Raw genomic sequence first — 25,707 nt, forward strand, 5'->3', positions numbered from 1 at the left:
AAGTTTGTGATCAGACCATCAACCGCTTTAAATTGGTAAGGGGGATAAATGAAAATATCTGTCCAACCAGACACAGCACAAAACTCATCATAGTCACGCATAACCGTTTCTAGTGTTCTAATCGATGTTGTTCCAACTGCAACAATTCTTCACCGTTTGCCTTAGTTTCTGTTAAGAGGTTAGCCGTCTCTTCTGTTAATCGATAATACTCAGCGTGCATGTCATGTTCTTCAAGATTGTCCACTTGAACTGGTCTAAATGTCCCAAGTCCAACGTGTAACGTTAGATATGCAACATTGACCCCTTTTGTCTTAATTTGTTGTAGCAGTTCTTCTGTAAAATGTAAACCTGCTGTTGGAGCGGCTGCTGACCCTGATTCCTCAGCGTAAACCGTTTGGTAACGGTCTTGATCATCTAACTGCTCCTTAATGTAAGGAGGTAATGGCATCTCCCCTAATTCGTTTAATACTTCGAGGAAAATTCCATCATAATGAAACTCAACAACCTTACCACCTTGATCTAAACTTTCAATACAAGTTGCAGATAATAGACCATCACCAAAACTTACCGTTGCACCTTCTTTGAACTTTTTAGCTGGCTTGGCCAACACTTCCCAACGATCACCTTCAATTTGGTGTAGTAAAAGCAGTTCAATGTTAGCTCCTGTTTCTTCTTTTACACCTAAGAGTCGAGCTGGTAACACTTTTGTATTGTTTAACACTAAACAGTCACCTGGATTCAAGTAATTAACCACATCTGCAAACCTTTTGTGGCTAACTGACTCTTCCCCTCGATCAATAACCATCATTTTAGAAGAAGCTCTTTCTTTTAAAGGTGTTTGTGCAATAAGCTCTTCAGGTAATTCAAAATCAAAGTCCTCTACTCTCATTGTTGCGACACTTCCTTCTATTTAAACCTACCAAATAACATAAAAAGGACACTTAAAATTATACTAACGACAATTGATGTCACGATTGGAAAGAAGATTGTTGTGTTCCCTGTTCTAAACGTAATATCACCAGGTAACCTACCAATAAAACTCCAAATAATACCGATTATAATAAAAAGTACCCCTAACAAAATAAATAACTTTCCTAAACTAGTCAAGTTTCATGAACCTCCCGTTTGAAATGTTCATACGCTTTATGAGTAGCTACTCGACCTCTAGGTGTTCGTTGTACATAACCTTGTTGTAATAAAAAAGGTTCATATACATCTTCAATCGTTTGAGATTCTTCGCCAATTGTTGCAGATAAAGTATCTAACCCGACTGGTCCACCTTTAAATTGATCAATAATACTGAGCAAATATTTATGATCAATGTGATCTAAACCAGATGCATCTACTTGTAACATCTTAAGTGCCTTTTGAGCACTGTTAAATGTAATCGTCTTTTCTCGATTTACTTGTGATAAATCTCTCACTCTTTTAAGTAAACGATTGGCTATACGAGGTGTACCTCTTGACCTTGAGGCGATCTCTGTAGCCGCTTCTTGATCAATTTCATAATCAAATACATTCGCAGTTCGGTGAATAATTGAACATAAATCTGTCTCATTATAAAACTCCAACCGACTCAAGACGCCGAACCGATCTCGTAATGGCGCTGACAATAAGCTGCTCTCGTTGTTGCTCCGACTAATGTGAATGGTGGCAGTTCAAGCCTTACTGACCTTGCAGCATCACCTTGTCCGATGACTATGTCTAAAACGAAATCTTCCATAGCTGGATATAAAATTTCTTCAACAGACCTTGGTAAACGGTGAATCTCATCGATAAACAATACATCGCCCGCTTCAAGAGAAGATAGAATGGCAGCTAAATCACCTGCACGTTCAATAGCAGGCCCTGATGTCGTTCGAAACTGCACTCCCATCTCTTCTGCGATAATTGAAGCTAAAGTCGTTTTACCAAGTCCTGGTGGTCCGTAAAGTAATACGTGATCCAGTGGTTCTTCACGCATTTTAGCTGCTTCAATGAATATTTTTAGGTTCTCTTTCGTTTTGTCTTGGCCGATATATTGAGCTAAGTTAGACGGGCGTAAACTTTGCTCTACTTGAGAGTCTTCCCATTGTGCTTCACTTGAAACCATTCTTTCATCCATTTTATACTCACCCTTAACGCATTAATAATTGAAGACCGTGTTTGACAAGGTCGTCAGTTGAGTTACTTTGATGTGCTTTTAGTTGAGGTGCAATCTTATCTAATTCTCTCTTCGTATAACCTAAAGTTAATAATGCCTCTACCGCTTCATCATAAAGGTGATGATTACTCGGTGTAATTTCAGTTTCTATTGTTAAAAGATTATCCGATTTAACTTGCATCCACTCGTCTACTTTTCCTTTTAAATCTAGAATCATTTGACGCGCTGTTTTCTTACCAACACCTGGAAACTTAGTTAAATAAGCATCATTTTCTTGCTCAATAGCTTTAGCGAAATCTTGTACAGACGTTTGACTTACAATGCTTAATGCATTTTTCGGTCCAATCCCTGAAACATTTAATAACTTTTTGAATAGATCTTTTTCTTCACTAAGCTTAAATCCATATAGCATCTGTGTATCTTCTCTAACGTAAAAATATGTATAAACTTTAACGATCTCTTCTATTTTTGTTTGGAACCTTAACGGGTTAGGGCACCAAATTTCATAACCAATACCTGAAACATCAATGACAATATAATCTTCTGTTACACTTTTAAGTTCACCTTCAATATATGAATACATAGTGTTCCCCCTACTTTTATGAACAAACGTTCTCTTTATCAGTTTAACATGACTTAATTCATTCGTCCTTAATTTCATAATACTAAAACAGAAAAAACCTCCCCAAGTTGAGGAGGGCTTAGACAATCTTATAAAACCTTATTGCATATTGTGGTGAACCTCTTGTATATCATCTAGATCTTCTAGCATATCAATTAATTTTTCCATATCTTCTCTGTGTTCATCACTAACGGGTGTGTAATTATCAGCAACCATCGTTAATTCTGCAGCTGCGGTTGTATATTGTTGTGTTAGTGTGTTACGCACTGATTCGAAGTCTGTTGGGTCTGTAAATAGCTCAAATACTTCTTCATTTGATTCAATTTCCTCACAGCCAGCTTCAATTGCCTCTAGCATGAACTCATCTTCATCCACTTCAATATTAGATCGTTCAATTACGATATACCCTTTTCGGTGGAACATAAATGAGACACAGCCGTTTTCACCTAAGTTACCATTATTTTTATTAAATGCATGACGGACTTCTGATGCTGTACGGTTTTTATTATCGGTTAATACATCAACCATAACGGCGACCCCACCAGGACCATATCCTTCGTAAGTAAACTCTTCGTAATTTTCACCTTCAAGATTACCTGCAGCCTTCTTAATCGCACGTTCTATATTTTCATTAGGCATATTATTCGATTTAGCTTTATCAACAGCCAATCTTAATGCGGCATTAGTTTCTAGATCTGCACCACCTTGTTTGGCTGCCACATAAATTTCTTTAGCCAATTTCATAAACAGTTTGCCACGTTTAGCATCTTTTGCATTCTTTTTATGTCTAATATTATGCCATTTGGAATGACCAGCCATAGGTTCCCCTCCCTTTTATGCTACTTCACTAAATCATATACTTTATACACTTTACCATTTTCTAAACTTTGCTGATCATCAATTAACGTTTGTAATAAATCAGCAACTTCTTTCGGGCTTCTTAGCTGACCTGCTTCTTTTAACTGTTTAAAAGACTCAACGTCCTTGAAGTCATCTTCGCTAGTTTCTCTAATTTCACCTTGCATATCGGTATCCATCACGCCAGGACTAAATGCAATATGCACATCTTGAGCTTTTAACTCTTCTGCTTCTAAAGCCGCTGTTTCAGTATACTTATTAATCGCAGCCTTCGTTGAGCTGTATGCGTTCCACCCGTAGATTGCTTTCTCTGCTGCTCCAGAAGTTACATTTATAACAGTCATACAATCTGCTCCACTATGGGCTTTCATTGTGTTAACGAGTAACATTGGTGCTGTTAAATTAAGCGATACATGTTTAGCGATTTCGTGATTCTCTAAATTGCCGACAGCTCCCATTGGTGATACCATACCCGCATTGTTAACGACTAACAATTCATCCACGGTATGTTTTTGTAACACTTTAACTATTTCATGAGCTGTATCATTTAACGATTCTAAATCACTTAGGTCACACGAGAAATGAAAGTATGACTTGCGGTTTTCGTTCGCTAAATTCTTAAAATCGTTCGTCTTACGTTTACGTGAAACAGTTATAACATGGTAGTCGCCGATTAATAAATTTTTAGCTACTTCTTCTCCTAACCCTCTTGAAGCACCAGTGACAATTGCAAATTTCATAAGTAATCCCCCAGTTTTATGTATTTGAACAGGAGATTAATGATTCACCTCCTGTTCAAATGTTATTAATATTTTCGGTCTTCTATTCTGTTGTGAAATTCTCGATCAACCCAGACGGTAACATCATTACGTCCTGTCTCATCTTTAACAACTTCAGTTACCCGTTCAATGGCTTCAACTTCAGTTGTTCGAGTTTTTAAATTAATGGCTACAAAAATATGATCATCTTGTAATGAAATCCCTGCTTGACGTACCTCATCTAAGTTCATGATGCGATGATATAATTTACGCTCTTCCTCAATACGCTCTGATGCTTCTTCAGAAACGTGAGGACGTCCATCAGAATTATCTAATGTATCCTCAACTTCATCTCTTTCGAAATATTCATAAGGATTTTCATACATATTTAATCGAATCTTCTGCTCATCTGTCAACTGTTGATCTTGTTGCATTTGAGTTGATTGTTGACTATTGGTCACACTGTCTTCATCATTATTAACTTTGCCTGGATTAACATACGTACAAGCAGTTAACACCAATGCCATAATTGCCATTAATATTAGCTTTTTCAACATGGAAAACACCTCCGTTTCATTAGTTTGAAATGAGAGGTGTTACATCATGCATTTATTCAAGAGTGAAATGATGGAAATTAGGCGGAGACTTCGGTAAAGCACGTTTATGTGCTGTTCTTTCGTGCATTTTCTCGATGGTTTGTGCATCATCATCATTGACTGATTCACCATTTAAGAAAGCATCTATTGTGTCGTAAGTGACACCCATTTCTTCTTCATCTGTTTGACCATGCCAAAGACCGGCACTAGGTGGTTTTTCAATTATTTGCTGTGGTACACCTAATGCTTTACCTAACTCACGTACTTCAGACTTAGTGTAGTGTGTTAGTGGAACAAGGTCGACCCCACCGTCTCCATATTTTGTGAAATATCCTGTATACCATTCAGCCGCATTATCTGTTCCAACAACTAAATAATTGTAGTTTGTTGCAATGGTATAAAGTGTACTCATTCTTAAACGAGCACGAAGATTAGCATCAGCTAATTGTTGCTTGTCCTCATTCCATTCACCTTTTGCTCCAATCTGCCCTTTTATGTTATTGAACAAGGCATCATGTTGCTCAGTTAAATCCACTGTAACGTGGTCAATTCCAGAGCCTTCAATTACTAATTTAGCATCGTTAGCGTCTGATTCTGCACTTTTACATGGCATTATAACACTTAAGGATTGATCTGGTAATGCTTTTTTAATTAAGTAAGCTACGACAGTTGAATCAATACCGCCACTTAAGCCAACAACTAGTCCATTAGTGTTAGTCTCTTTGACAGTTTCTCGTAACCATTGTACTAACTGTTCAATATGTTGTTCCATATTTTTTCTCCTTTGCCACGTTAGTCATTTTTATTAATTTTATCATAACGCTTTTGAAAATAAAAATAAGTCGTAAATGAGGCATTTACGACTTATTTATTATCTAATAGTAATATCCGTATCCATAATTAATTGGTGCTCCGTGACAACCGCAACCATTTCGATAAGATGCATAATATAACCGTTCATAATCTTGTTGTGATTGCTGTTGTTGTTGAACTACATAAGGGTCAAAGTAGATTGGCTCATAAACAACTTCTGGAGTCCAACTATCCTCAAATGTGTTCGGCATATTCGTATAACTTGCAGCCTCAAGAAGCTCATCATAAGATGTGCTTTCATCATAAGGTGCGATTTGTTTATCAAAGTATTCATCTTCACGAATATAAGGGATCGGCTTTGGCTTTTCGAAATCATTAGGTAACGGGAAGCGCTCAGCCACTGTTAATTCTTCTTGACGACTATGTTCAGCTTCCTCATTAGAGCTAAGATCTGTTTCAACTTCACTTGTTTGTTCAACTACAACTGGTTGTTCTTTCGGTGATTCATTCGGTACTTTTAACTTCATACCTTCCATAACATCTTTTGGGTCAGATAAATGTTTGTTCATGTCATGTAATTCTGATTGCGACACACCATACTTCTCAGCAATCGAATCCATTGTTTCACCTTTTTTAACGATATGAATTTTCAATGTCAACATTCCCCTTTCTGTCGTACCTAGGCGCTACTAACAAGTTATGCAACTAGGCGAAAATGTTGACATTGGACGAGAATTTTTATGAAAACGGTAAAATCTAGGTACTAAAACTTACACTTACTCCATAAATTCAAATTCAAAATCTAACAGACGCACAATATCGCCATCTTCAGCACCACGTTTTCTTAACGCATCATCAATTCCCATGTGACGCATTTGTCTCGCAAAACGACGAACGGATTCATCACGGTTGAAGTCTGTCATCTTAAACAGACGTTCAATTTTTGGCCCTGATAATACATAAGCACCGTCTGGGTCACGTGTAATATAGAATGAATCATCATCACCTTCGTACTTATAAACGACTCGTTCATCACTTGTCTCTTCTGCTGTTTCAAATGTATCTTTCGGGATCTCTTCTAACGTATTGGCAACTTCAAGTAATAAGTCTCTCAAACCTGTCTTCGTAATAGCTGAAACAGGGAAGACTGGTAAATCTTCACCTAACTGATCTTTAAAAAACTCAAGGTGCGTCTCAGCATCAGGCATGTCCATTTTATTGGCGACAATGATTTGTGGCCTTTCAAGAAGTTTTTCATCATATTCTTTTAATTCATGATTAATTGCCTGATAGTCCTCATACGGATCACGACCTTCTAACCCTAACATATCAATCACATGAATAATAACACGCGTTCGTTCAATATGTCGCAAGAACTGATGGCCTAAACCGACACCTTCATGAGCACCTTGGATAAGTCCAGGTAAGTCTGCTATTACAAAACTTCGATCATCATCTGTTCTAACCATCCCTAAATTAGGGGCTAAAGTTGTGAAATGATAATCAGCTATTTTCGGTTTTGCGGCACTTACAACAGATAAAAGGGTCGATTTCCCTACACTCGGAAACCCGACTAAGCCGACATCTGCTAATACTTTCAACTCTAATTCAACATCAAGCTCATCACCAGGCTCACCGTTTTCAGCAAGCTCAGGTGCACGATTGCGCGCGTTAGCAAAGCGAATGTTTCCTTTACCACCACGCCCACCTTGAGCAATCACCGCTCGTTGTCCATGCTCAACGAGATCAGCAATAACTTCTTTCGTTTCAGCGTTTCTTACAACAGTTCCTGGTGGGACAGGAACAACAAACGGATCTGAATTTTTACCATGCTTTCCTTTACTCATACCATTTTCTCCGCGTGTAGCTTTGAAATGGCGTTGATAACGGAAATCCATTAAAGTGTTCAACCCTTCATCCACTTCAAAAACGACGTCACCACCGTTACCACCATCACCACCAGCGGGACCACCCATTGGCTCATATTTTTCGCGACGAAAGGCGACTAAACCATTACCACCGTCACCTGCTTTAACATATACTTGTACGCGATCGACAAACATTGCACTCACCTACTTTTACTCCATCAATTGATGTATTCTATCATTAATTTTAAACTTTCATTTTCACTTGTCTTATCTTGTAATTTTCCATTGAATGTTAAATCATTCATAAAAATTTCATGTTGGTCTTTTTTTAGAGCAATTTCAAAAGATAACAAAATTGAATTGTGTCCAGATACCACGATATGAATAGGTTTTATTTCATACTCATTAATATGTTTAAAAAGTCGTTCAATTATGTTTTCACTATCTGTTTTCATTTGCTGATCTACACTGCTCAAATTGCTTTGTTCAACGTCAATATCATAAGTGACTTCTAACTGCTTCTCAGCAAGAGACAAAGTTAAAAGCCAATATGCAAATTGATCAGCATTCAAAGCTTGTAACAGTCGTTCATCTTTTAACCGTTCAGTTAGTTGGTTAATTTTTTCATTTGATTTGTCATATTTCCCCATCGTGGCATACCCTTGAATGATTTGTAAGTCATTCATAAGATCGTGGCGATACAATCGGAGCCACTGTAAAAATTCACTCGTATTCAACCTCATCACCTTCATTATGATTTTATTTATATCATACCATAACTTATTTCATGATTTTAAATCGCATTTCTAGATGAAGTTATAGAACCACACAAGTATTAGCTTGGTAAAAAGTCAAAAAAGCCGACTCTAACTTTAGAGCCGGCTTTTTAACTCATTATGCTTCTTGTGTTTCTGGGTAAACACTTACTTTTTTACGATTGCGTCCGTAGCGTTCAAAACGAACAACACCGTCAACTTTTGAGAATAATGTATCGTCTCCACCGATCCCTACGTTGTGACCAGGGTAAACTTTTGTACCACGTTGACGATAAAGGATTGAACCGCCAGATACGAGTTGGCCGTCAGCACGTTTAGCTCCTAAACGTTTGGACTCTGAGTCACGACCGTTTTTCGTACTACCAACACCTTTTTTCTGTGCGAAGAACTGTAAGTCTAAGCGTAACATTGACATGCACCTCCTTAAGGTTTTGAGATGTTTATATATTGTCCATAGTCTCTTTCGATTGTTTCAAGCGAGACAAACATACCTTCTAAGAGTGTTTGCGCTTTATTCAAGCGTTCTCCTGACAATTGTTCAGGTAAACTCACTTTTAGAAAGCCGCCATCTTCACTTTGTTCAATGTAAGGTTCACATTCACACATTGAAATAATAGCATTCACAGTACCAAATGAAACAGCAGATGCTGCAGCACACACTAAATCTTGACCATGAGGCCCACTATTAGCATGGCCTGACATTTGAAAACCTTTAATCGTTCCATTTGAGTTACGTTGCTCAATTACTTCAATCATGTCCAAAATCCTTACGCGTTAATTTTGTCAATTGTAACTTTCGTGTATGGCTGACGATGACCTTGCTTACGCTTGTAGTTTTTCTTTGGCTTATATTTGAAAACCGTAATCTTACGACCTTTACCTTGCTTTTCAACTTTACCAGTTACAGTCGCACCGTCAACGTATGGAGTACCAGCTTTTGTAGCGTCTCCACCTACGAAAAGTACCTTGTCAAAAGTCACCTCTTCACCAGCTTCACTATCAAGCTTTTCGATGAATACAGATTGACCTTCTTCTACTTTTACTTGCTTACCACCTGTTTCGATAATTGCGTACATACTTGCACCTCCTCTAATTACTCAGACTCGCCATTAAAGGTACTCTAAAGAGTTTAAAAACCTTCTCTGAGCGGTTGTAGCACGGGTGCTACATTTAAAAACATAACATATAGATATTATCACGTATTAAAAAACTTTGTCAATATTTAATTGACCTTCCTCTTGGCGAGATAATAACCAATTAACGTCACCTATTTTATACAATTTATAAGGTGCGTGTAAAGAATTATTTTGACCAATATAGCATTCAAAATGGAACCGGTGACGATAAGCGATCTTTTCAATCATTGCCTTCCAATTGACTATTTGATGAGGTTCTACCTCTACTAAAACACAATCGACATCAGGGTTAGCTTCATAAACTAACAAATTCTCTTCAAGTTCTTTATATGAAAATGCATCATACTTTGCTAATGAACGTTCATCAACACCTAAAAATTGGTACACATTTTCATTCACACGCTTTCTCGTAATTTCTAACATCCCAAGTCTAGTAAAGCCAACGACATGTACTTTCACATCATCGTTCTCCGCTTCTTCACGGAATACATTCATGACCATCTGTTGTTCACGTTTTGTTTTCATATTAAGAAAATCAATAACAATTGCCCCTGAAATATTGCGATTACGAATTTGTTTTGCACTTTCTTTAGCTGCTTCTACGTTTATTTCCAAATATGGAGGATGTTTACTCGCTTCGTCTTTAAATGAGCCAAAGTCAACATCAATAGCTGTTAATGCTTCTGTTTGATCAATTGTGATGGCTGCGCCGTTTTTAAGTTTAACATGACGGTTTGATAACTGTTCATACAGTTCCGTAATGGAGATCGGTTTATTTGAATAAAACTGACGATCATACTGTATTAAATGCCTAAGGTGATCAAAGGATTGTTTAAATGCTTGCACCTTGTCTAAGTCATCAACAATCACTTTATCAACACCGCTATGTGAAACACCATTTAAAAACTGGTTAAATAAATTTTGTTCTTTTAATATAACCCCTTTAGATTGGTAATGACGACTGACGGTGTCCCACTTAGATTTCAAATGACTATATTGCTCTTTTAATTCACTAAAATTAAATTGTCCTGCAACCGTTCTAGCAACGACACCACCATGATCAACAATTTGATCCAACTTCTCCTTAAGTTGTACTTGCTCATCGGTATTTAACTTATTAGATATGTTAATAGAGTTCTCTAACGGTAAATATACTAAAGCATCGCTTTTTAACTGGATTATACTACTAACAGAAGCTTTTTTTGTTTTCGTTGCCAAACGCTCAACTTGTAAAATTAGGCGTTCCCCTTTATGTACTTGACCATTATAAACTTGATCAAATGCCAAATAGGCCAAATCACTTTGGCCTATATCAACAAATGCTGCTTTTAACCTTTGATCAACTTGATGCACTACTCCTGAAACAATATCACCAACTTGAAGGTGCTCTGCATTTTGGTATTTTATATTATTTAGATGACCATCCTCGAAATCGTAAATCATTTGATGGGCTGTTTTCGTTTGTAAATATATTTTCCTCAATTTAGACTACCTCTGCCTTTAGCTTATCATTAGATATTGTGCGATTGCGGTCAGTAAACAATATTTTCAAACATTCATCCTCGCTTAAGACGACATCTTGTCCTATATGGATATAGTGATAACAACCTTTTTTAAACAACTTTACTAATTCGGTAACAGGTGTTCCACTAGGGACTTGAAGTAAATGGATGTCTGAACGGTCTACATTTTGAACAAAATACCTCGATAAGAGATGTTTTAACAAGAAAATATGTTTCTCTCTCCATGTAAACCAATTATCTAACAATAAAAAAATAGAAATCCATGCTATTTGGATATTATACCAACCTATAAACAATAGTATACCATTTAAAAAACCAATTAAAATAATTGAAATTAACGTCATTGTAGCAATAGATTTATGAAATGAGAGCAACTGATTTAGGCCAATAAAAATAACTCTTCCGCCATCTAACGGAAGAATTGGTAATAAATTAAAAAGGAGTATAGCTGTATTCATAGCCAGTAATAAAAACAGAAAACTATCCTGCACCCCAAAATAGCTCAGTATAAAAATTGCACCATACAACCACACATGTTGAATTGGACCAGCTATAGTTACGATCAATTCCTCTTTACTTGGCCTATTATAGTAATCTTCTGTTTCCATCACACCACCAAATGGCCATATAACGATTTTAGATACATTCCATCTAAAATATTTAGCTGCTATATAATGACCCATTTCATGAATAAACACAATTAAAGTTAAACAAAACAATTCCACAAATAGACCAAAAAAGTATGCGACGACACATAAAATCATAAATAGAGGGTGAAGTTGTATTTTTTGAACAACTGCCATCTTAATCTCCTAAAATGACTTGTAATGGGTCAATATAATCTTCTCCATCTTGTACAGCAAAATATAAATTTGAATACCCTACTAGTTCATCAGGTTTAACAGTTGCCATCTTTTTAGTTGGATCGACGAATTGATAATGAAAAACATCTATTTCAGCTAAGTTACCGTACACTGTTTTTTCTCCACTTTCATGTTGAACAATGATCGTTCGCCCTGTATCAGGCATATTGCCAGCAAATAAGACAGTTCCACGTTCAACAGGGTAAACACCCTTTTCTTCATGAACTTCTATATATACACCCTCAGAGGCTTCCGTCACCCTATCAACATGCAGTCCACTCACTGGTACTGTGTCAACCATTTGATCCTGCTGACTTGCTGGTTGATCCAATGATGTTGATACAAACAAAGAAGAAAAATGGGAATCATACCAGGCTTGTACCGTTGCAAAAGGCATGTCCTCTGTCAACCAACCATGAACTTGGTTTTGTGCTTGATTCATCCAAGGAGCAGGTGAATAGTAAATAAAGAAAGTTATAAAGAATATAAAGGCGGATAACAATAGCTTGGACATAAGAGAAGCTTTAACCTTCGGGAATCCTTGTGAATCATATTCAGACAAAGGCATATATCCATGGCTTTCTTCACGAGAAGGTAAATACGGAGCATCTTTGTCTAGTTTCGAACGTTGCGTCTTTTTTCTTTTCGATATACTATGTCTAATTTCATTTAGTTTTCTACTCATATTTCACCATTCCTTTTCTCATTTGTACTAGCCTATTCGGAATAAGTGAAAATATGATTAAGTTAATAGATAAACAAAATTTTTATATAAAATGAAAAACGTGTGGTTTAGTAACCACACGTTTAAACTTATTTCATACCTAGTAGTTTTTTTACTTTGACCATGATTCCTTTGTCTTCATCAAAAGACATTAATGGTACTGACTCTCCTAAAATACGTCTAGAGATATTGCGATAACAAATCGAAGCTTTCGTATCTGGTTGAAAAGCGACTGGGTTACCATGGTGTGATGCTCTAATGACATCCTCATCATCCATAATGACACCTAATAATTCAACTGACAGCGTCGACACGATATCATCGACGTCTAACATATCACCACTATCCATCATGTGCTTTCTAATTCTATTAATAACAAGGTGTGGTGGCTCTAGATCTTCTTGCTCCAACAACCCAATAATTCGGTCAGCATCTCTAACGCTAGACTTTTCAGGGGTTGTTACGACAATTGCTTTATCTGCACCAGCTACAGCATTTTTATACCCTTGTTCGATACCGGCAGGACAGTCAATTAATATGTAGTCATAGTCCGGCTTTAGTTCATCAACTAACTCTTTAATACCTTCAGGCGTCACTTCATTTTTATCACTAGATTGCGCTGCTGGTAATAGATGCAAACAATCAAATCGTTTATCTTTCACTAATGCAGCTTGAAGTTTACAACGCCCTTCAATGACATCAATAATATCAAAGATAATTCTATTCTCTAAACCTAAAATAACATCCAAATTACGTAGACCAATATCTGTATCAATCAAGCATACCTTCTTATCTTGTAAAGCTAACGCTGTGCCAATATTGGCTGTTGTCGTTGTCTTTCCTACTCCACCTTTACCAGAAGTAATTACTATTGCTTCCCCCATTTTATAATCCCCTTTCTACTATATCCGTTAAGTTGGGTCGGATTTTTTGAAGGTTATGTATTTGTTCAAGCTCGATCTGCCCAGTTTCTTGATTAATATATGCAAACTCTCGACTTGAGCCTTGCATCTCATAATCAGGCGCCCTGCTAATTTTATTAGCAATTCTTATTTGGTTTGGGTTCATATAAGAAGCCACAACTACATGCTCTGTTCCCTCAGCATAACCAGCATGAGCAATACCTTTCAACTGCCCCAGTACAAATATATTACCTGTTGCATTCACTGTTGCGCCTGGATTAATATCACCTAATATTAAAGCATCACCTTCAACATGTAACACTTGTCCAGATCTGACAGTTTTAACAAACGGCTTGATTGTCGATTGGTCAAACCATGTTAATGCTTCTTCGTGTGACAATACATTTGACTCAATTGACTTTACTTTTAATGAGCTCTGCTCTTCAACCACTTGCCTAATCTCTTCTCGTTGCCAATCTTGTAAGTACCTGTTCTGACAATTTATAATTACTTCTGTCGTATTTTCAATTGTATCTGATTTCACTTGACTCCCTAGTTCATTTAATAAAGTTATAAATGAGCATTGATCATCTAAATATACGATAATTCCTTCATTTGTACCTTTCATTGTAAGATAGAGATTAGTTTCTGTCATCTTGGGACACCCCATTACTACTTTTATTTCTCTAATTCATACTTCCATTTTACTAGTTTTTTGATAAAAATAGGGTATATTATTAACAAAAATAATATATTTACTAATAACGTAGGAATTAAACGATTGAATAAATAAGCATTAAAGCTTAAATCTACTTGTCCGATAATGAAGTATAAACTATAGATTAAGACTTCTGCTGCTGCTAATCCTAAAACAGAAAATAACAAAACGACCAAAAGGTTCTTATGAAGATAACGCTTTAACACATGTACCATATATAGTGCCAAACCATAGGCTAAAAAGTACACGCCTAAAAGGTTTGTATAAACTAAGTCTGTAAGGATTGCAAACGCTAGTCCATTTAATAGACCAACATAACTATGCTCTCGGTCATAAAACGTTACAATTAAAATAGCAAAAATCAATGTCCAATGCGGAATATAATATAAGCTTCCAAGCCAAAAGGACTGTGGTATTAACTCAGCGGCAACACTTTGTGTTACAAAGAAGATAAACATAAATAAAGGCAGAAGGAAGACTTTCATTACTCTTCCTCCTCTTCTTCATCAATAACAGTCGAGTGCAAGTCGCGATCAACGACCATAACTTGGCTAATATCTTGTAAATTCGCCGCTGGCTCTACATACGCAACTTTAGTTAAACCATATGAATCTAATTCAATCGAGCTAACCTCACCTATAAGAATTCCTCTAGGGAAAACGCCTCCTAAACCAGAAGTTACAACAGCTTGTCCCTCTTCAAGTTCGTCTTCTCCTGTAAGCTCACGGAAAACTAGCTTCTCTGTATCACTATCATACCCTTCAACTAACCCGAAGATTGAGTCATCACCGTCAACAATCGCAGATACTTGATGTTCTGTCCCAAAGCCACTTAATAGCTGAACAGTAGAAGTTAGTTGTGAAGCATTGATTACTTTACCAACCATCCCCTCTGCTGTTCTTACAGCCATATTAGCTTCTACACCATGTTGTTTACCACGGTTAATGGTCACTTGTTGAAACCATCTTTCCGGACTTCTAGCAACAACTGCTGCATTAAGGGTTTCATAATCTGTAAGTGTAGACTCAACTTCAGCCATTGCCCTTAATTCTTCGTTTTCAGTTTCCAACTCACTGACTTGATAAGCTAACGTTTTATAATCTTGTAATTCTTCTTTTAACACTTTATTTTGTTCATAAACATTTTTAATTTCGCCAACAGAATCAAATATTTCAACAAAATAATTAAGTGGTGTGTGTAATATATTTTGGAAGAATCCTACCGTATCAATCGCAAATTGCGCTGGCAAACTCTCACCACTATCGGACCTTAGTGAATACCCAATTAAACTGACAACTAGTATAATCCCTACTAAAAATACAATTAATTTTCTCTTTCTTAAAAACGATGGCATAAACGTTACACCTTCTCTTAATTTAGCGTATTTCTATCTGCAACATTTGGTGCATTTTTAAAGTGTTCAAGTTGATCTAGCGCTTTACCAGTACCAATCGCCACACACTCTAGAGGATTTTCTGCAACAAAAACTGGCATATCAGTAGCATAACTTACTTCTTCGTTTAAATATTTCAATAACGCTCCTCCACCTGTTAAGACAATACCCGTATTTATAATATCTGAGGATAATTCTGGTGGTGAGCTCTCAAGTGTGTTTTTGATTGCTTCGATAATTGCCTCTACTGTTTCACTTATAGCTTCAACTATTTCTTCACTTTGAATTGTAACAGTTTGAGGAAGACCTGTGACTAGGTCACGACCTCTAATGTCCATTTTACCACGTTGATCGTCATTACGTGCAGCACCTAACTCAAATTTTAACTGTTCTGCTGTTGTTTCTCCAATTAACAGACCATGTTTTTTACGGATATACGTAATAATTTGATGATCCATTCTATCTCCTGCCATACGAATCGATTTGCTAGTAACAGTACCACCTAAAGAAATAATAGCAACTTCTGTCGTGCCTCCCCCAATGTCAACTACCATATTACCAGTTGGTTCCCAAACAGGTAAGTCAGCACCTATAGCTGCTGCAAATGGTTCTGAAATTGGATACACCTCTTTAGCGCCAGCTTGTTTAGTAGCATCTAGCACAGCTCTTTCCTCTACCATTGTGATCCCTGAAGGAACGCACACAATAACATTTGGCTTAGCTGAAAAGATTGACTTCGCTTTATGAACTTTACTTACGTAGTAGTTCATCATAGCAGCCGTCGTATCAAAATCTGCTATCACACCGTCTTTCATCGGACGAATTACTGAAATGTTTTCAGGAGTTCTTCCTACCATTTTCTTCGCTTCGTTACCCACTGCAGATATTTCATTCGTATGCTTATTTACGGCTACTACTGTTGGTTCATTTAACACAATGCCCTTATTCTTTACATAAACAAGCGTATTAGCTGTACCTAAATCTATACCGAAATCTCGGTTCATAAATGATGTTCCCAATCTAGATCGCCCCTCTGAAAAAATAAGATTGATACTATAAAATACGCTTTTAATGATTAAAACATGAATAAGCACCACAATTATTTAAAACTCTTAAATTAGTGGTGCTTATAAACACTTTATTATATATATTATACGAAAAATTACTTAAAATAGATAGGTTAACACGCCTCAAATATATGTGATTTTTTAACTATTTTTTGACCAAAGTATTAAGAAAACTAAACTATAAGTACCCTTTTTCTTTCATTGAAATATATTTATGATCTCCTATAACCAAATGGTCCAAAAGTTCAATCCCTACTACTTTACCTGATTCATACAATCTCCTCGTTACATGGACATCTTCATTTGATGGGGAAGGGTCACCTGACGGATGGTTATGCGCACATATTACTGAAGCAGCCGAATGTTTAATGGCTTCTTTGAACACTTCACGAGGATGGACAATGGATGAATTAAGACTACCAATAAAAATTGTTCGCCTATGAATAATTTGGTTTTTAGTGTTGAGGTATAATGCCACAAAGTGTTCTTGTTTTAAGCCACGCAAATCTTCCATTAAAAAGTTAGCACCATCTTCTGGACTTTTAATAACATATTGATCACTTGTCTTATAAGTATGGATTCGCTTACCTATTTCTAATGCTGCCATCAGTTGAACCGCTTTAGCAACACCTATACCATTTATACTCGTAAGCTCATTAATCGAAGCATCCCTCAGCAGTAATAGCCCTTCGAAATGTTTTAATAAACGTGTTGCAAGCGATAATGCTGATTGCCCTTTAGAACCACTACCAATTAAAATAGCTATTAATTCTTGATTAGATAACGCTTGTGGCCCTACTTCAATTAACCTTTCTCTAGGTCGATCGCTTTCAGGTACATCTCTAATTAAAATGTTGTTACTCAATATACATGCTCCTCTCATATAACGTAGACATGTATATTTTAAAAAAGTCCCTATAATAAAACAAAAAGGGAAAAGGTCATTTTCCCTTTCTTAAACTTGAAATAACTTCTCTGTTTTGTTTTAAACGAACAAAACTCATCGTTTTTTATAATTTAATCTAAATTGCATCATAAAATAAATAAATTGCTAAAAGTAACGTTTGGTTTTGTAACAGTTGTTCACTTTCATTACTTGCTTGATCCGTTATTATATTAATGGCTTCGTCTAAGTAGTTGTGATCACTATAATGGCTAGGTAGTTGCGATAACCATTCTTCAACACGATCTCTCCACTCACCAGTCAGTTCAGTTTCGTGAATGAGCTCTACGCCTTGATTAAGCCAATCATGCACTTCATCAGGAACTTCTACTTCATCACTTGAGAATGTCCAAGTTTTACTTATATAATCTTCATTTCTTTCAAGACCATTCGATTCAAAGTAATTCATAACTTCTTCTTCTACAGAGGAGTCCTTTAATAAACTCGTTAACAGTAAATATTGACCATTTTCTTCAGTTACAACAGAAGGAACAAAGTCTAAGTGCAACTGCAACTCCCTAGCATTTTGCTCCGAAGAAAAAACACCTAGCTGGAATACTTCATGCGTAGATAAGTCTGTTTGAAACACTGTCGAATCACCTTGGTCACTCGCACCTTCACTCTGGCTTTCATCATCATCATCTTGAGTCCCAATTGTCTCAACAGGAGTGCCAACAGGCGTTTGATCAGTTGATAAATCAAAGAAATACATCATTGCGAAACCGAATAATGTTCCTAAAGCAACAGCTAATATAACTGCTCTTAAAATGGTAACTGAAAACTTCTTTTTACCAGAGAAATTATGTATACCTCTACTCTTCGGTGTCAAAACTTTCTCTAAGTCATGTGAACGATGGTCTTTAGAATCCTGATTAATTGTCACCCTTACCTTTTTACGCTCGTCCATATTTTAACCACCTTCATCCTTATTGCTTGAAATCCTATCATATTTCAACTAAAAAAAAGATAAAATTCTGTCATATAGTTTGTTCAATTTCAGACAAAAAATGACTCTCTAATCAAATTAGAGAGTCATTTTTTAATAGCGTGTTCAATTTTAAAGTTATGAATCACATTCTACGGGTCACATCGCAACAGCTGCTGATGCAACACGGTTTTTACCACTGCGTTTAGCCCCAACATACATAGAACGGTCTGCCTGTCTAATGAGTTCCTCTGGTGATTCACAATGGTCAGGATAAGTCGCAACCCCGATACTTGCTGTTACATATACTTTTACTGAATCTTCCCCTTCAATCATATGGTCATATACGACAAAAGGGTCTTTTGCAATCATAAAACGTATATCTTCAGCTAATTTGATCGCTTCTTCATGCTCAATATCTTTAATTAATACTGTAAACTCTTCTCCACCATAGCGAGCTACAATACCGCGGTCGCCTACATACTCTTCTAACCTTCTAGCTAATTCAACTAATACTTCATTTCCGGCTTCATGACCATATGTATCATTCAGCTTCTTAAAGGAGTCTAAATCAAATAAAATGACAGATAGTTTTTCTTCTAAACCTTTCTCCATCAAATCTAATGCATATTCTTCTAGATGCTCAGTAAAATATCGATAGTTATATAAGCCTGTTAATCGATCGCGTTGACTTTTGTTTTTCTCTGACTGATAATGTCTCGCATTTTCAATTGCAACCGAAAGAAAGTTACCAAGTATTTCGAGTAACATTAAGTGATACTTTTCATATGCTCTTACTTGCTTAGATGCAATAATAAGAACTCCAACGACATTGTTATTTCTTAAGATAGGAACTCCGATTACACTGTGAACTTGCTCTGGAAGTTCAATACCAGGTATGCTCTTTAACTGATTACGTTTTAGAATGATCGAAGCTTTTTGTTTTTTATAAATTTGACCAGCAAATCCTTCACCATAACTTAAAGACATCTCGTCAGCTTTCTCTTTACCTTCACTATCTACATACCGAATTAGGTGCATCGATTGTGTTGAATTGGTGATATCATAAACATATATATAGGACATCGGAATTAATTTCTGAACTCGTGCTATAAATGTGTCTAATACGTCTTTCACATTTAGCTTCTTCGACAATTCATGACCAATCTCACTCGTCTCATGCAAGTAAGTGTTTACTCGTCTACCTTTATGGTACGTTGAAATAACAACTGAAAGTAATATGGCCGGGAAACTAACAATTAGAATACCTGGTATACCGATTTCTAAATATAAAATATAAAGTATGATTCCAATTGGGGTGATCATAGCTGTTGTTAAACTATCGATAAATAAAGATTTGGGAACTGCAGTAAATTTATTACCTTTAACATAAACATCAATGATCGTTAAAAGAAATTGATTGACGACAATCGAACCTACAACATAACCTACTAGTGGAATAATTTCATCAAGTGTACTTAATGACAGAACGCCGTGATTTCCACCTAACGCATAATATACTACCGCCGCAAAAATCGAGGTTAAAAGAAGCATTGTTGAGTTTGTTGCTATTCTATGAAACTCTGATTTTTTAAGTCTAATTTTTATAAATAGAGCTACTAAGGCAAGTTGAGTTATTATAATTTCAGCAAATAAACCGAAATATAAAAAAACAGCAAAGCTTACACCGTTTATAAAGAAAATCGTAATAGATCCCACTTGAATTGGAAAAGCGGCTACAGCACAAACGACAATCGCAAAGGCTAAGAGATCCAACCAATACCCCGAAAAGTTCGGTTCAATTGCTATGTATAAGTAAGCCAATGTGGTAGGAAAAACAGCTAACCATATAAGCCAAACGGCAACATTTTTAGATCTTGACATATAAAGGCCCCTTTTTAAGGAAATCATTCTCCCAATCTTAGTTATTTTCCTTTAAAGCTTTTTTAACTTCTGATATAAAATATAAAGAACCTGTAACGACTAACACTTCATCTGCCTCTAAAGCCTCTAACGTTGAGTTGTACGCTTTTTTCCAGTCTTCTTCTACTTTAACATTACCATTTTCATACTTTTCTTTTAGTTCATAATACCCATAATTATTAAAAAAGTCAAACGTTGTAAGCGCTATATTATTATAATCTTTTGATAAAATTGACAACATTTCATTAATTGGTTTATTTTGTATGAAAGAACATAAAACTGTTACCTTCGCACGCTCATACCTACTATTTACTGTTGTGACTAAAGTCTTTATTGCTTCAACATTGTGAGCACCATCTAAGATGACATCAGGGGCTTTCTGAATCATTTCAAATCGACCTGGCCAATATGCATTATAAATACCTTTATAAACAGCTTCTGTTTGTACAGGAAATCCTTCAATATTTGCTATCGTCAAGTAACTTTGAATCGCCAAGGATGCGTTATCAATTTGATGATATCCTTTCATAGACATTTTAATATCATCAAATTTTACATCTTCACATTCAAAAGTGAAACACTCCTCATCACCATTAGTATTTACAATATTCTTTTTAAAGTCCTTTCCTAGTTGCAATACCGAAGTCTGATAATCTTTTGATCGTTTTTCAATAATGTTCTGCGCTTCAACTTGTTTAACGCCAGAAATTACAGGTGTTGAAGGTTTAATAATTCCGGCTTTTTCGTATGTAATCTCTTCAACAGTGTCACCCAAAATATGAATGTGATCATAACCGATTGTTGTAATAACACTAACAACAGGTGTAATGACGTTAGTAGAATCCAACCTTCCACCTAAACCAACTTCAATAATCGCATAATCAACAGATTGTTCAACAAAGTACATAAAAGCCATTACAGTAATAACTTCAAACTCAGTCGGTGCACCATCTTGAGTCCCTGCCAGTTCTTCACAAATTGGACGAACCTGTTTAACTAACTTTACGAGATCCTGAGCTGGAATTGGTTCTCCATTAATACTAATTCTTTCATTAAAAATTTCTATGTAAGGAGAAGTGAATGCTCCTACTTTAAAACCATGCTGTTGTAATATTTCTCTCAAAAAAGTTGTAGTAGAGCCCTTTCCATTTGTACCCGCAACATGAATTGTTTTAAGTTGTTTGTGAGGATCACCAAGCCTTTGCAACAACATCTCGACTCTAGCTAATCCGGGTTTAATCCCGAACTTAAGTTGTTTATGAATCCAATTAATAGCTTCTTGTTCGTTCATTAGCTTCACCCATAGTTCATCATATTTGTAATTGATAAAACACAAGTTGCTCCACACATGTAATGGAGCAACTCAAATTTACAATAATTTATTTGACTTTCTCTAATTCAGCAATTCTCACTTCAACTAATTTCTGTTTCTCTACGTAATCTTTTTCTTTGTCGCGCTCCTCTTGTACTACAGCCTCTGGTGCCTTACTAACAAAGTTTTCATTAGCTAGTTTCTTTTGAACGCGCTCAACTTCACTATTCCATTTTTGTAATTCTTGCTTTAGTCTATTTATTTCGTCATCAATGTCAATTAATCCTTCTAATGGGAAGAAAATTTCTGCACCAGTCACAACTGCACTTTTAGACTGTTCAGGTACATCAATATTAGTATTAATGATCAATTGTTCAGGGTTACAGAAACGATTTAAATATAATTCATTTTTATTTAGTTCTGAAACAATTTCATCATCATTTGCTTTAATCATAATTTTAATTTCTTTAGACATTGGTGTATCAACTTCTGCTCGAACGTTTCTTACAGAACGGATAATGGACACAAGTCGTTCCATTTCTTTACGAGATTGTTGATTGTTATATTCCTCATTGACCTTAGGCCAACTTTGAACGGTAATTGATTCACCTTCATGAGGAATGTGCTGCCAAATTTCCTCGGTAATAAACGGCATAAACGGGTGAAGCATTCTAAGGATATTATCTAATGTTACAACTAACACCGATTTCGTCGTTTTCTTAGCCGTTTCATCATCACCGTAAAGAGCAACTTAGCCATTTCAATATACCAATCGCAGAACTCATCCCAAATAAAGTTATACAAGTATCGACCCGCTTCACCGAAATCATAACGATCAATATTTCTCGTTACATTTTCGATTGTTTCATTTAACCTAGTTAAAATCCACTCATCAGCAACTGATTTTTCACCTGATAAATCGATATCTTCATATTTAAAATCATCTAAGTTCATAATAACGAAACGCGATGCATTCCAGATCTTATTATTGAAGTTCCATGTCGCTTCAACTTTTTCCCAATGGAAACGTAAATCTTGACCTGGTGACGAGCCAGTTGATAAGAAATAACGTAATGAGTCGGCACCATACTTATCAATTACATCCATTGGATCAACGCCATTACCTAATGACTTACTCATTTTACGACCTTCAGCATCTCTTACAAGACCGTGAATCAATACATCCTTAAACGGACGACGATCCATGAAATGTTTCGTTTGGAAGATCATTCGAGATATCCAGAAGAAAATAATATCGTAACCTGTTACTAATACATCTGTCGGAAAGTAACGGTTTAAGTCATAGCTTTCTTCATCAGGCCACCCCATTGTAGAAAAAGGCCACAATGCTGATGAGAACCAAGTATCTAATACATCTTCATCTTGCTCCCAATTTTCTACATCTTCTGGAGCTTCACGTCCTACATACACTTCACCTGTTTCCTTATGATACCAAGCAGGAATTCTGTGCCCCCACCATAACTGACGAGAAATACACCAGTCGCGAATATTTTCCATCCAGTGTAAGTAAGTCTTTTCAAATCGATTGGGAACAAAGTTTACTTGATCATCAGTTGACTGCATTTCAACAGCTTGATCTGCTAATGGTTCCATCTTAACGAACCATTGTGTTGAAAGGTAAGGTTCTACAACAGCATCACTACGTTCTGAGTGTCCGACTTGGTGAGTGTGCTCTTCAATATTAAATAACACACCTTCTTCTTGAAGGTCGCTAACAATTTGCTTACGACAATCAAAGCGATCCATATCTTTATACTTGCCTGCGTTACCATTCATAGTGCCGTCTTCATTCATTACTAGAACGCGTTCTAAGTTATGACGTTCGCCAATTTCAAAGTCATTTGGATCATGGGCCGGTGTGATTTTTACAGCACCAGAACCAAATTCCATGTCAACGTAATCGTCTGCAACTATTTGAATCTCACGGCCTACAATTGGTAACACAACTGTCTTGCCAATTAAATCTTGATAACGTTCATCTTCTGGATGGACAGCTACTGCTGTATCACCAAGCATCGTTTCAGGACGAGTGGTTGCAACTTCGATATGCCCTGAACCATCTTTCAATGGATACCTCATGTGATAAAAAGCACCTTGAACTTCTTTATATATTACTTCAATATCTGATAAGGCTGTTTGCGTACTTGGATCCCAATTAATAATATACTCACCACGATAAATGAGTCCTTGTTCATAAAGTGACACGAACACTTCACGAACTGCTTGAGACAATCCATCATCTAAAGTAAAACGTTCTCTTGAGTAATCAACTCCTAAACCGAGTTTTTCCCACTGAGCACGAATGAAAGAAGCATATTCTTCTTTCCAGTCCCAAGACTTTTCTAAAAACTTCTCTCGTCCTAAGTCATGACGATTTTGTCCATCTTCTTTTAATTTTGCTTCTACTTTAGCCTGTGTTGCAATACCTGCGTGGTCCATTCCAGGTAACCAAAGGACATCATAGCCCTGCATGCGTTTATAACGGGAAATAATATCTTGTAATGTCGTATCCCACGCATGACCTAAGTGCAAACGACCTGTAACGTTCGGTGGTGGAATAACAATCGTAAACGGCTCTTTCGTCTCATCGTTTTTTGCTTCAAAATATTTTCCTTCTACCCAAAACTGGTATCGGCCTTTCTCTACTTCATTTGGGCTGTATTTCGGTGCCATGGACGTTTCGTTGTGTTCACCCATAAAATGTTCCTCCTTATTAATCATTTAATCACCATTGAAAATAAAAAAGCTCTTCGCCCAATAAAGGACGAAAAGCTTTGGCTTCAATCGCGGTACCACCTTTGTTTATGAGTATTAACATACTCTACTCATACACTCATATTGGATAACGGTCTTCCCGGCTCCTCCTACTTTAGTTCAAAGGAGCTGCTTATTTCAGAGCGACCTTCCAAGTTTTCAACCCGAGGAAACTTCCAGCCTAGGCTTCCTTCTCTGTACGGGATCAAACCTGTACTCCTCTCTTACTAGCATTTACGTAACATTTAGTTTGCTATTATTGTATACAAAACCATTGGAAAAAGTCAATAAATATAAAGCACATCTTTTAATTACGTACATATTGTAGCTAGAGAGGAGGAAATTTTATGGGTAAATATTATCGTTACCGTTTACCACCTTGGGCAAGGCAGTGCATTTTCACAATTGAAAGGTGTATTTTACCGATTATGATTTATCAGCTCATTCGAACATTACTTTTTCCTTCTACACTTGATGTGTTTTTATCAGGTGCATTAGTTGGTATTTTTATTGCCTTTTATTTGGAATGGATTTAATTAATGTTCACTTGTTTGTTTAACATTGCCTGGAACATATATAACATCACCAGCACTTAACGTGTCACCAGCTTCTAACCCATTCAAACGTTCTAATTTACTTACTGAAACTTGATAATAATTAGCAATAGATTCTAATGTATCGTCTTCTTGGACAAAACGCATACGCATTTGAACTGTACCTGTATCTTCATCTGCTCTGAAAAACTTAGATAAGTAGCTAAGACCTTTTTTCGCTTTTGATTCTTTCTGTTCAACTTTATCTTCAGCGTCATCTACTTCTGCCAACGTATCTGTATCTGAGTCTTCATCATACTCATCATAATAATCATGATTGTCATGATTGTCATCAGCATCAGCGTCACCGTCAGCTTCTTCTGGCATCGCTGAAACATTAACTTCTTCTACGTTAGAGGTTGTGTCTTCACCAACTTTGTCGTCTTTTTTATTAAAGAAATCATGAAGAGATTGACTTTCTTTCTTTTTCCAAAAGTCTCTTCCTTTTTCTTCACCTTCATCTGCAGAAGCTTCTT

26 protein-coding genes, 3 pseudogenes and 2 other annotated features are annotated in these 25,707 nt (G+C 36.3%); of the genes and pseudogenes, 1 reads left to right on the plus strand and 28 read right to left on the minus strand.

Annotated elements, in window-relative coordinates; genetic code table 11:
- The 27 genes and pseudogenes from queA to A194_RS17150 form a co-directional block, all read right to left on the minus strand.
- Nucleotides 1-889: pseudogene (gene queA / locus A194_RS17135) on the minus strand (tRNA preQ1(34) S-adenosylmethionine ribosyltransferase-isomerase QueA); the annotation flags it as partial.
- A 17-nt stretch (nt 890-906) separates the two neighbouring features.
- Nucleotides 907-1,107: a DUF2905 domain-containing protein gene (locus A194_RS0103715; RefSeq protein WP_017185545.1), complete on the minus strand. Its 201-nt coding sequence runs from the start codon at nt 1,105-1,107 to the stop codon at nt 907-909.
- Nucleotides 1,104-2,104: pseudogene (gene ruvB / locus A194_RS17140) on the minus strand (Holliday junction branch migration DNA helicase RuvB). Before ruvB ends, A194_RS0103715 begins: the two are co-directional and overlap by 4 nt.
- A 13-nt stretch (nt 2,105-2,117) precedes the next feature.
- Complete coding sequence (gene ruvA / locus A194_RS0103725) at nt 2,118-2,726, minus strand: Holliday junction branch migration protein RuvA (RefSeq protein ID WP_017185546.1); 609 nt, start codon at nt 2,724-2,726, stop codon at nt 2,118-2,120.
- Nucleotides 2,727-2,864: 138 nt separating this feature from the next.
- A complete protein-coding gene (locus A194_RS0103730; RefSeq protein ID WP_017185547.1) occupies nt 2,865-3,584 on the minus strand; it encodes a YebC/PmpR family DNA-binding transcriptional regulator in 720 nt (239 codons plus the stop codon).
- Between the two features lie 20 nt (nt 3,585-3,604).
- Nucleotides 3,605-4,363: a (S)-benzoin forming benzil reductase gene (locus A194_RS0103735; RefSeq protein ID WP_017185548.1), complete on the minus strand. Its 759-nt coding sequence runs from the start codon at nt 4,361-4,363 to the stop codon at nt 3,605-3,607.
- A 65-nt stretch (nt 4,364-4,428) separates the two neighbouring features.
- Nucleotides 4,429-4,938: a YhcN/YlaJ family sporulation lipoprotein gene (locus A194_RS0103740; RefSeq protein ID WP_017185549.1), complete on the minus strand. Its 510-nt coding sequence runs from the start codon at nt 4,936-4,938 to the stop codon at nt 4,429-4,431.
- 52 nt (nt 4,939-4,990) lie between these two features.
- Nucleotides 4,991-5,749, minus strand: a complete 759-nt coding sequence (gene nadE / locus A194_RS0103745) for an NAD(+) synthase (RefSeq protein WP_017185550.1) — start codon at nt 5,747-5,749, stop codon at nt 4,991-4,993.
- A 103-nt stretch (nt 5,750-5,852) separates the two neighbouring features.
- Complete coding sequence (locus A194_RS0103750) at nt 5,853-6,443, minus strand: LysM peptidoglycan-binding domain-containing protein (protein WP_017185551.1); 591 nt, start codon at nt 6,441-6,443, stop codon at nt 5,853-5,855.
- A 123-nt stretch (nt 6,444-6,566) separates the two neighbouring features.
- Nucleotides 6,567-7,853 (minus strand): GTPase ObgE, encoded by a 1,287-nt coding sequence (gene obgE, locus A194_RS0103755; protein ID WP_029424966.1) that lies wholly within the window; start codon nt 7,851-7,853, stop codon nt 6,567-6,569.
- A 23-nt stretch (nt 7,854-7,876) separates the two neighbouring features.
- A complete protein-coding gene (locus tag A194_RS19265) occupies nt 7,877-8,395 on the minus strand; it encodes a Spo0B domain-containing protein (RefSeq protein ID WP_017185553.1) in 519 nt (172 codons plus the stop codon).
- A 157-nt stretch (nt 8,396-8,552) separates the two neighbouring features.
- Nucleotides 8,553-8,843: a 50S ribosomal protein L27 gene (rpmA, locus tag A194_RS0103765; RefSeq protein ID WP_017185554.1), complete on the minus strand. Its 291-nt coding sequence runs from the start codon at nt 8,841-8,843 to the stop codon at nt 8,553-8,555.
- 14 nt (nt 8,844-8,857) lie between these two features.
- Nucleotides 8,858-9,190 (minus strand): ribosomal-processing cysteine protease Prp, encoded by a 333-nt coding sequence (locus A194_RS0103770; RefSeq protein ID WP_017185555.1) that lies wholly within the window; start codon nt 9,188-9,190, stop codon nt 8,858-8,860.
- 11 nt (nt 9,191-9,201) lie between these two features.
- A complete protein-coding gene (rplU, locus tag A194_RS0103775) occupies nt 9,202-9,510 on the minus strand; it encodes a 50S ribosomal protein L21 (protein ID WP_017185556.1) in 309 nt (102 codons plus the stop codon).
- Nucleotides 9,511-9,523: 13 nt separating this feature from the next.
- Nucleotides 9,524-9,596, minus strand: a sequence feature (ribosomal protein L21 leader region).
- Nucleotides 9,597-9,636: 40 nt separating this feature from the next.
- Nucleotides 9,637-11,052 carry a ribonuclease E/G gene (locus A194_RS0103780; protein WP_017185557.1) on the minus strand — a complete coding sequence of 472 codons (1,416 nt, stop codon included), beginning with the start codon at nt 11,050-11,052 and terminating at the stop codon, nt 9,637-9,639.
- A 1-nt stretch (nt 11,053) separates the two neighbouring features.
- The gene (locus A194_RS0103785) at nt 11,054-11,896 is read right to left on the minus strand and encodes a site-2 protease family protein (RefSeq protein WP_017185558.1); all 843 of its coding nucleotides are present in this window, start codon (nt 11,894-11,896) and stop codon (nt 11,054-11,056) included.
- A 1-nt stretch (nt 11,897) separates the two neighbouring features.
- The gene (locus tag A194_RS0103790) at nt 11,898-12,641 is read right to left on the minus strand and encodes a M23 family metallopeptidase (protein WP_017185559.1); all 744 of its coding nucleotides are present in this window, start codon (nt 12,639-12,641) and stop codon (nt 11,898-11,900) included.
- 128 nt (nt 12,642-12,769) lie between these two features.
- Nucleotides 12,770-13,564, minus strand: a complete 795-nt coding sequence (minD, locus tag A194_RS0103795) for a septum site-determining protein MinD (protein WP_017185560.1) — start codon at nt 13,562-13,564, stop codon at nt 12,770-12,772.
- Between the two features lies 1 nt (nt 13,565).
- Nucleotides 13,566-14,237: a septum site-determining protein MinC gene (gene minC / locus A194_RS0103800; protein ID WP_017185561.1), complete on the minus strand. Its 672-nt coding sequence runs from the start codon at nt 14,235-14,237 to the stop codon at nt 13,566-13,568.
- Nucleotides 14,238-14,260: 23 nt separating this feature from the next.
- The gene (gene mreD / locus A194_RS0103805) at nt 14,261-14,785 is read right to left on the minus strand and encodes a rod shape-determining protein MreD (RefSeq protein WP_017185562.1); all 525 of its coding nucleotides are present in this window, start codon (nt 14,783-14,785) and stop codon (nt 14,261-14,263) included.
- A complete protein-coding gene (gene mreC, locus A194_RS0103810) occupies nt 14,785-15,654 on the minus strand; it encodes a rod shape-determining protein MreC (protein ID WP_017185563.1) in 870 nt (289 codons plus the stop codon). Before mreC ends, mreD begins: the two co-directional genes overlap by 1 nt.
- A gap of 17 nt (nt 15,655-15,671) precedes the next feature.
- Entirely contained in the window at nt 15,672-16,697 is a 1,026-nt protein-coding gene (locus A194_RS0103815; RefSeq protein WP_040402287.1) for a rod shape-determining protein, read from the minus strand.
- Nucleotides 16,698-16,938: 241 nt separating this feature from the next.
- Entirely contained in the window at nt 16,939-17,625 is a 687-nt protein-coding gene (gene radC / locus A194_RS0103820) for a RadC family protein (protein ID WP_017185565.1), read from the minus strand.
- Nucleotides 17,626-17,782: 157 nt separating this feature from the next.
- The gene (locus tag A194_RS0103825; RefSeq protein ID WP_017185566.1) at nt 17,783-18,610 is read right to left on the minus strand and encodes a hypothetical protein; all 828 of its coding nucleotides are present in this window, start codon (nt 18,608-18,610) and stop codon (nt 17,783-17,785) included.
- A gap of 177 nt (nt 18,611-18,787) precedes the next feature.
- On the minus strand, nt 18,788-20,512 hold the full coding sequence (locus A194_RS0103830) for a sensor domain-containing diguanylate cyclase (protein WP_017185567.1): 1,725 nt from the start codon (nt 20,510-20,512) through the stop codon (nt 18,788-18,790).
- A gap of 37 nt (nt 20,513-20,549) precedes the next feature.
- Entirely contained in the window at nt 20,550-21,842 is a 1,293-nt protein-coding gene (locus A194_RS0103835; protein WP_017185568.1) for a bifunctional folylpolyglutamate synthase/dihydrofolate synthase, read from the minus strand.
- 88 nt (nt 21,843-21,930) lie between these two features.
- Nucleotides 21,931-24,581, minus strand: a pseudogene (locus tag A194_RS17150) (valine--tRNA ligase).
- 60 nt (nt 24,582-24,641) lie between these two features.
- Nucleotides 24,642-24,878 (minus strand) — a binding site (T-box leader).
- A 107-nt stretch (nt 24,879-24,985) separates the two neighbouring features.
- Here A194_RS17150 and A194_RS0103845 point away from each other — a divergent pair.
- Complete coding sequence (locus tag A194_RS0103845) at nt 24,986-25,174, plus strand: hypothetical protein (RefSeq protein ID WP_017185569.1); 189 nt, start codon at nt 24,986-24,988, stop codon at nt 25,172-25,174.
- Here the strand turns inward: A194_RS0103845 and A194_RS0103850 are convergent.
- Nucleotides 25,175-25,707 (minus strand): LysM peptidoglycan-binding domain-containing protein (locus tag A194_RS0103850; RefSeq protein ID WP_017185570.1); only part of this gene is annotated, 533 nt, incomplete at its 5' end.

Source organism: Alkalibacillus haloalkaliphilus C5 (assembly GCF_000269905.1).
Lineage (GTDB): Bacteria > Bacillota > Bacilli > Bacillales > Alkalibacillaceae > Alkalibacillus > Alkalibacillus haloalkaliphilus_A.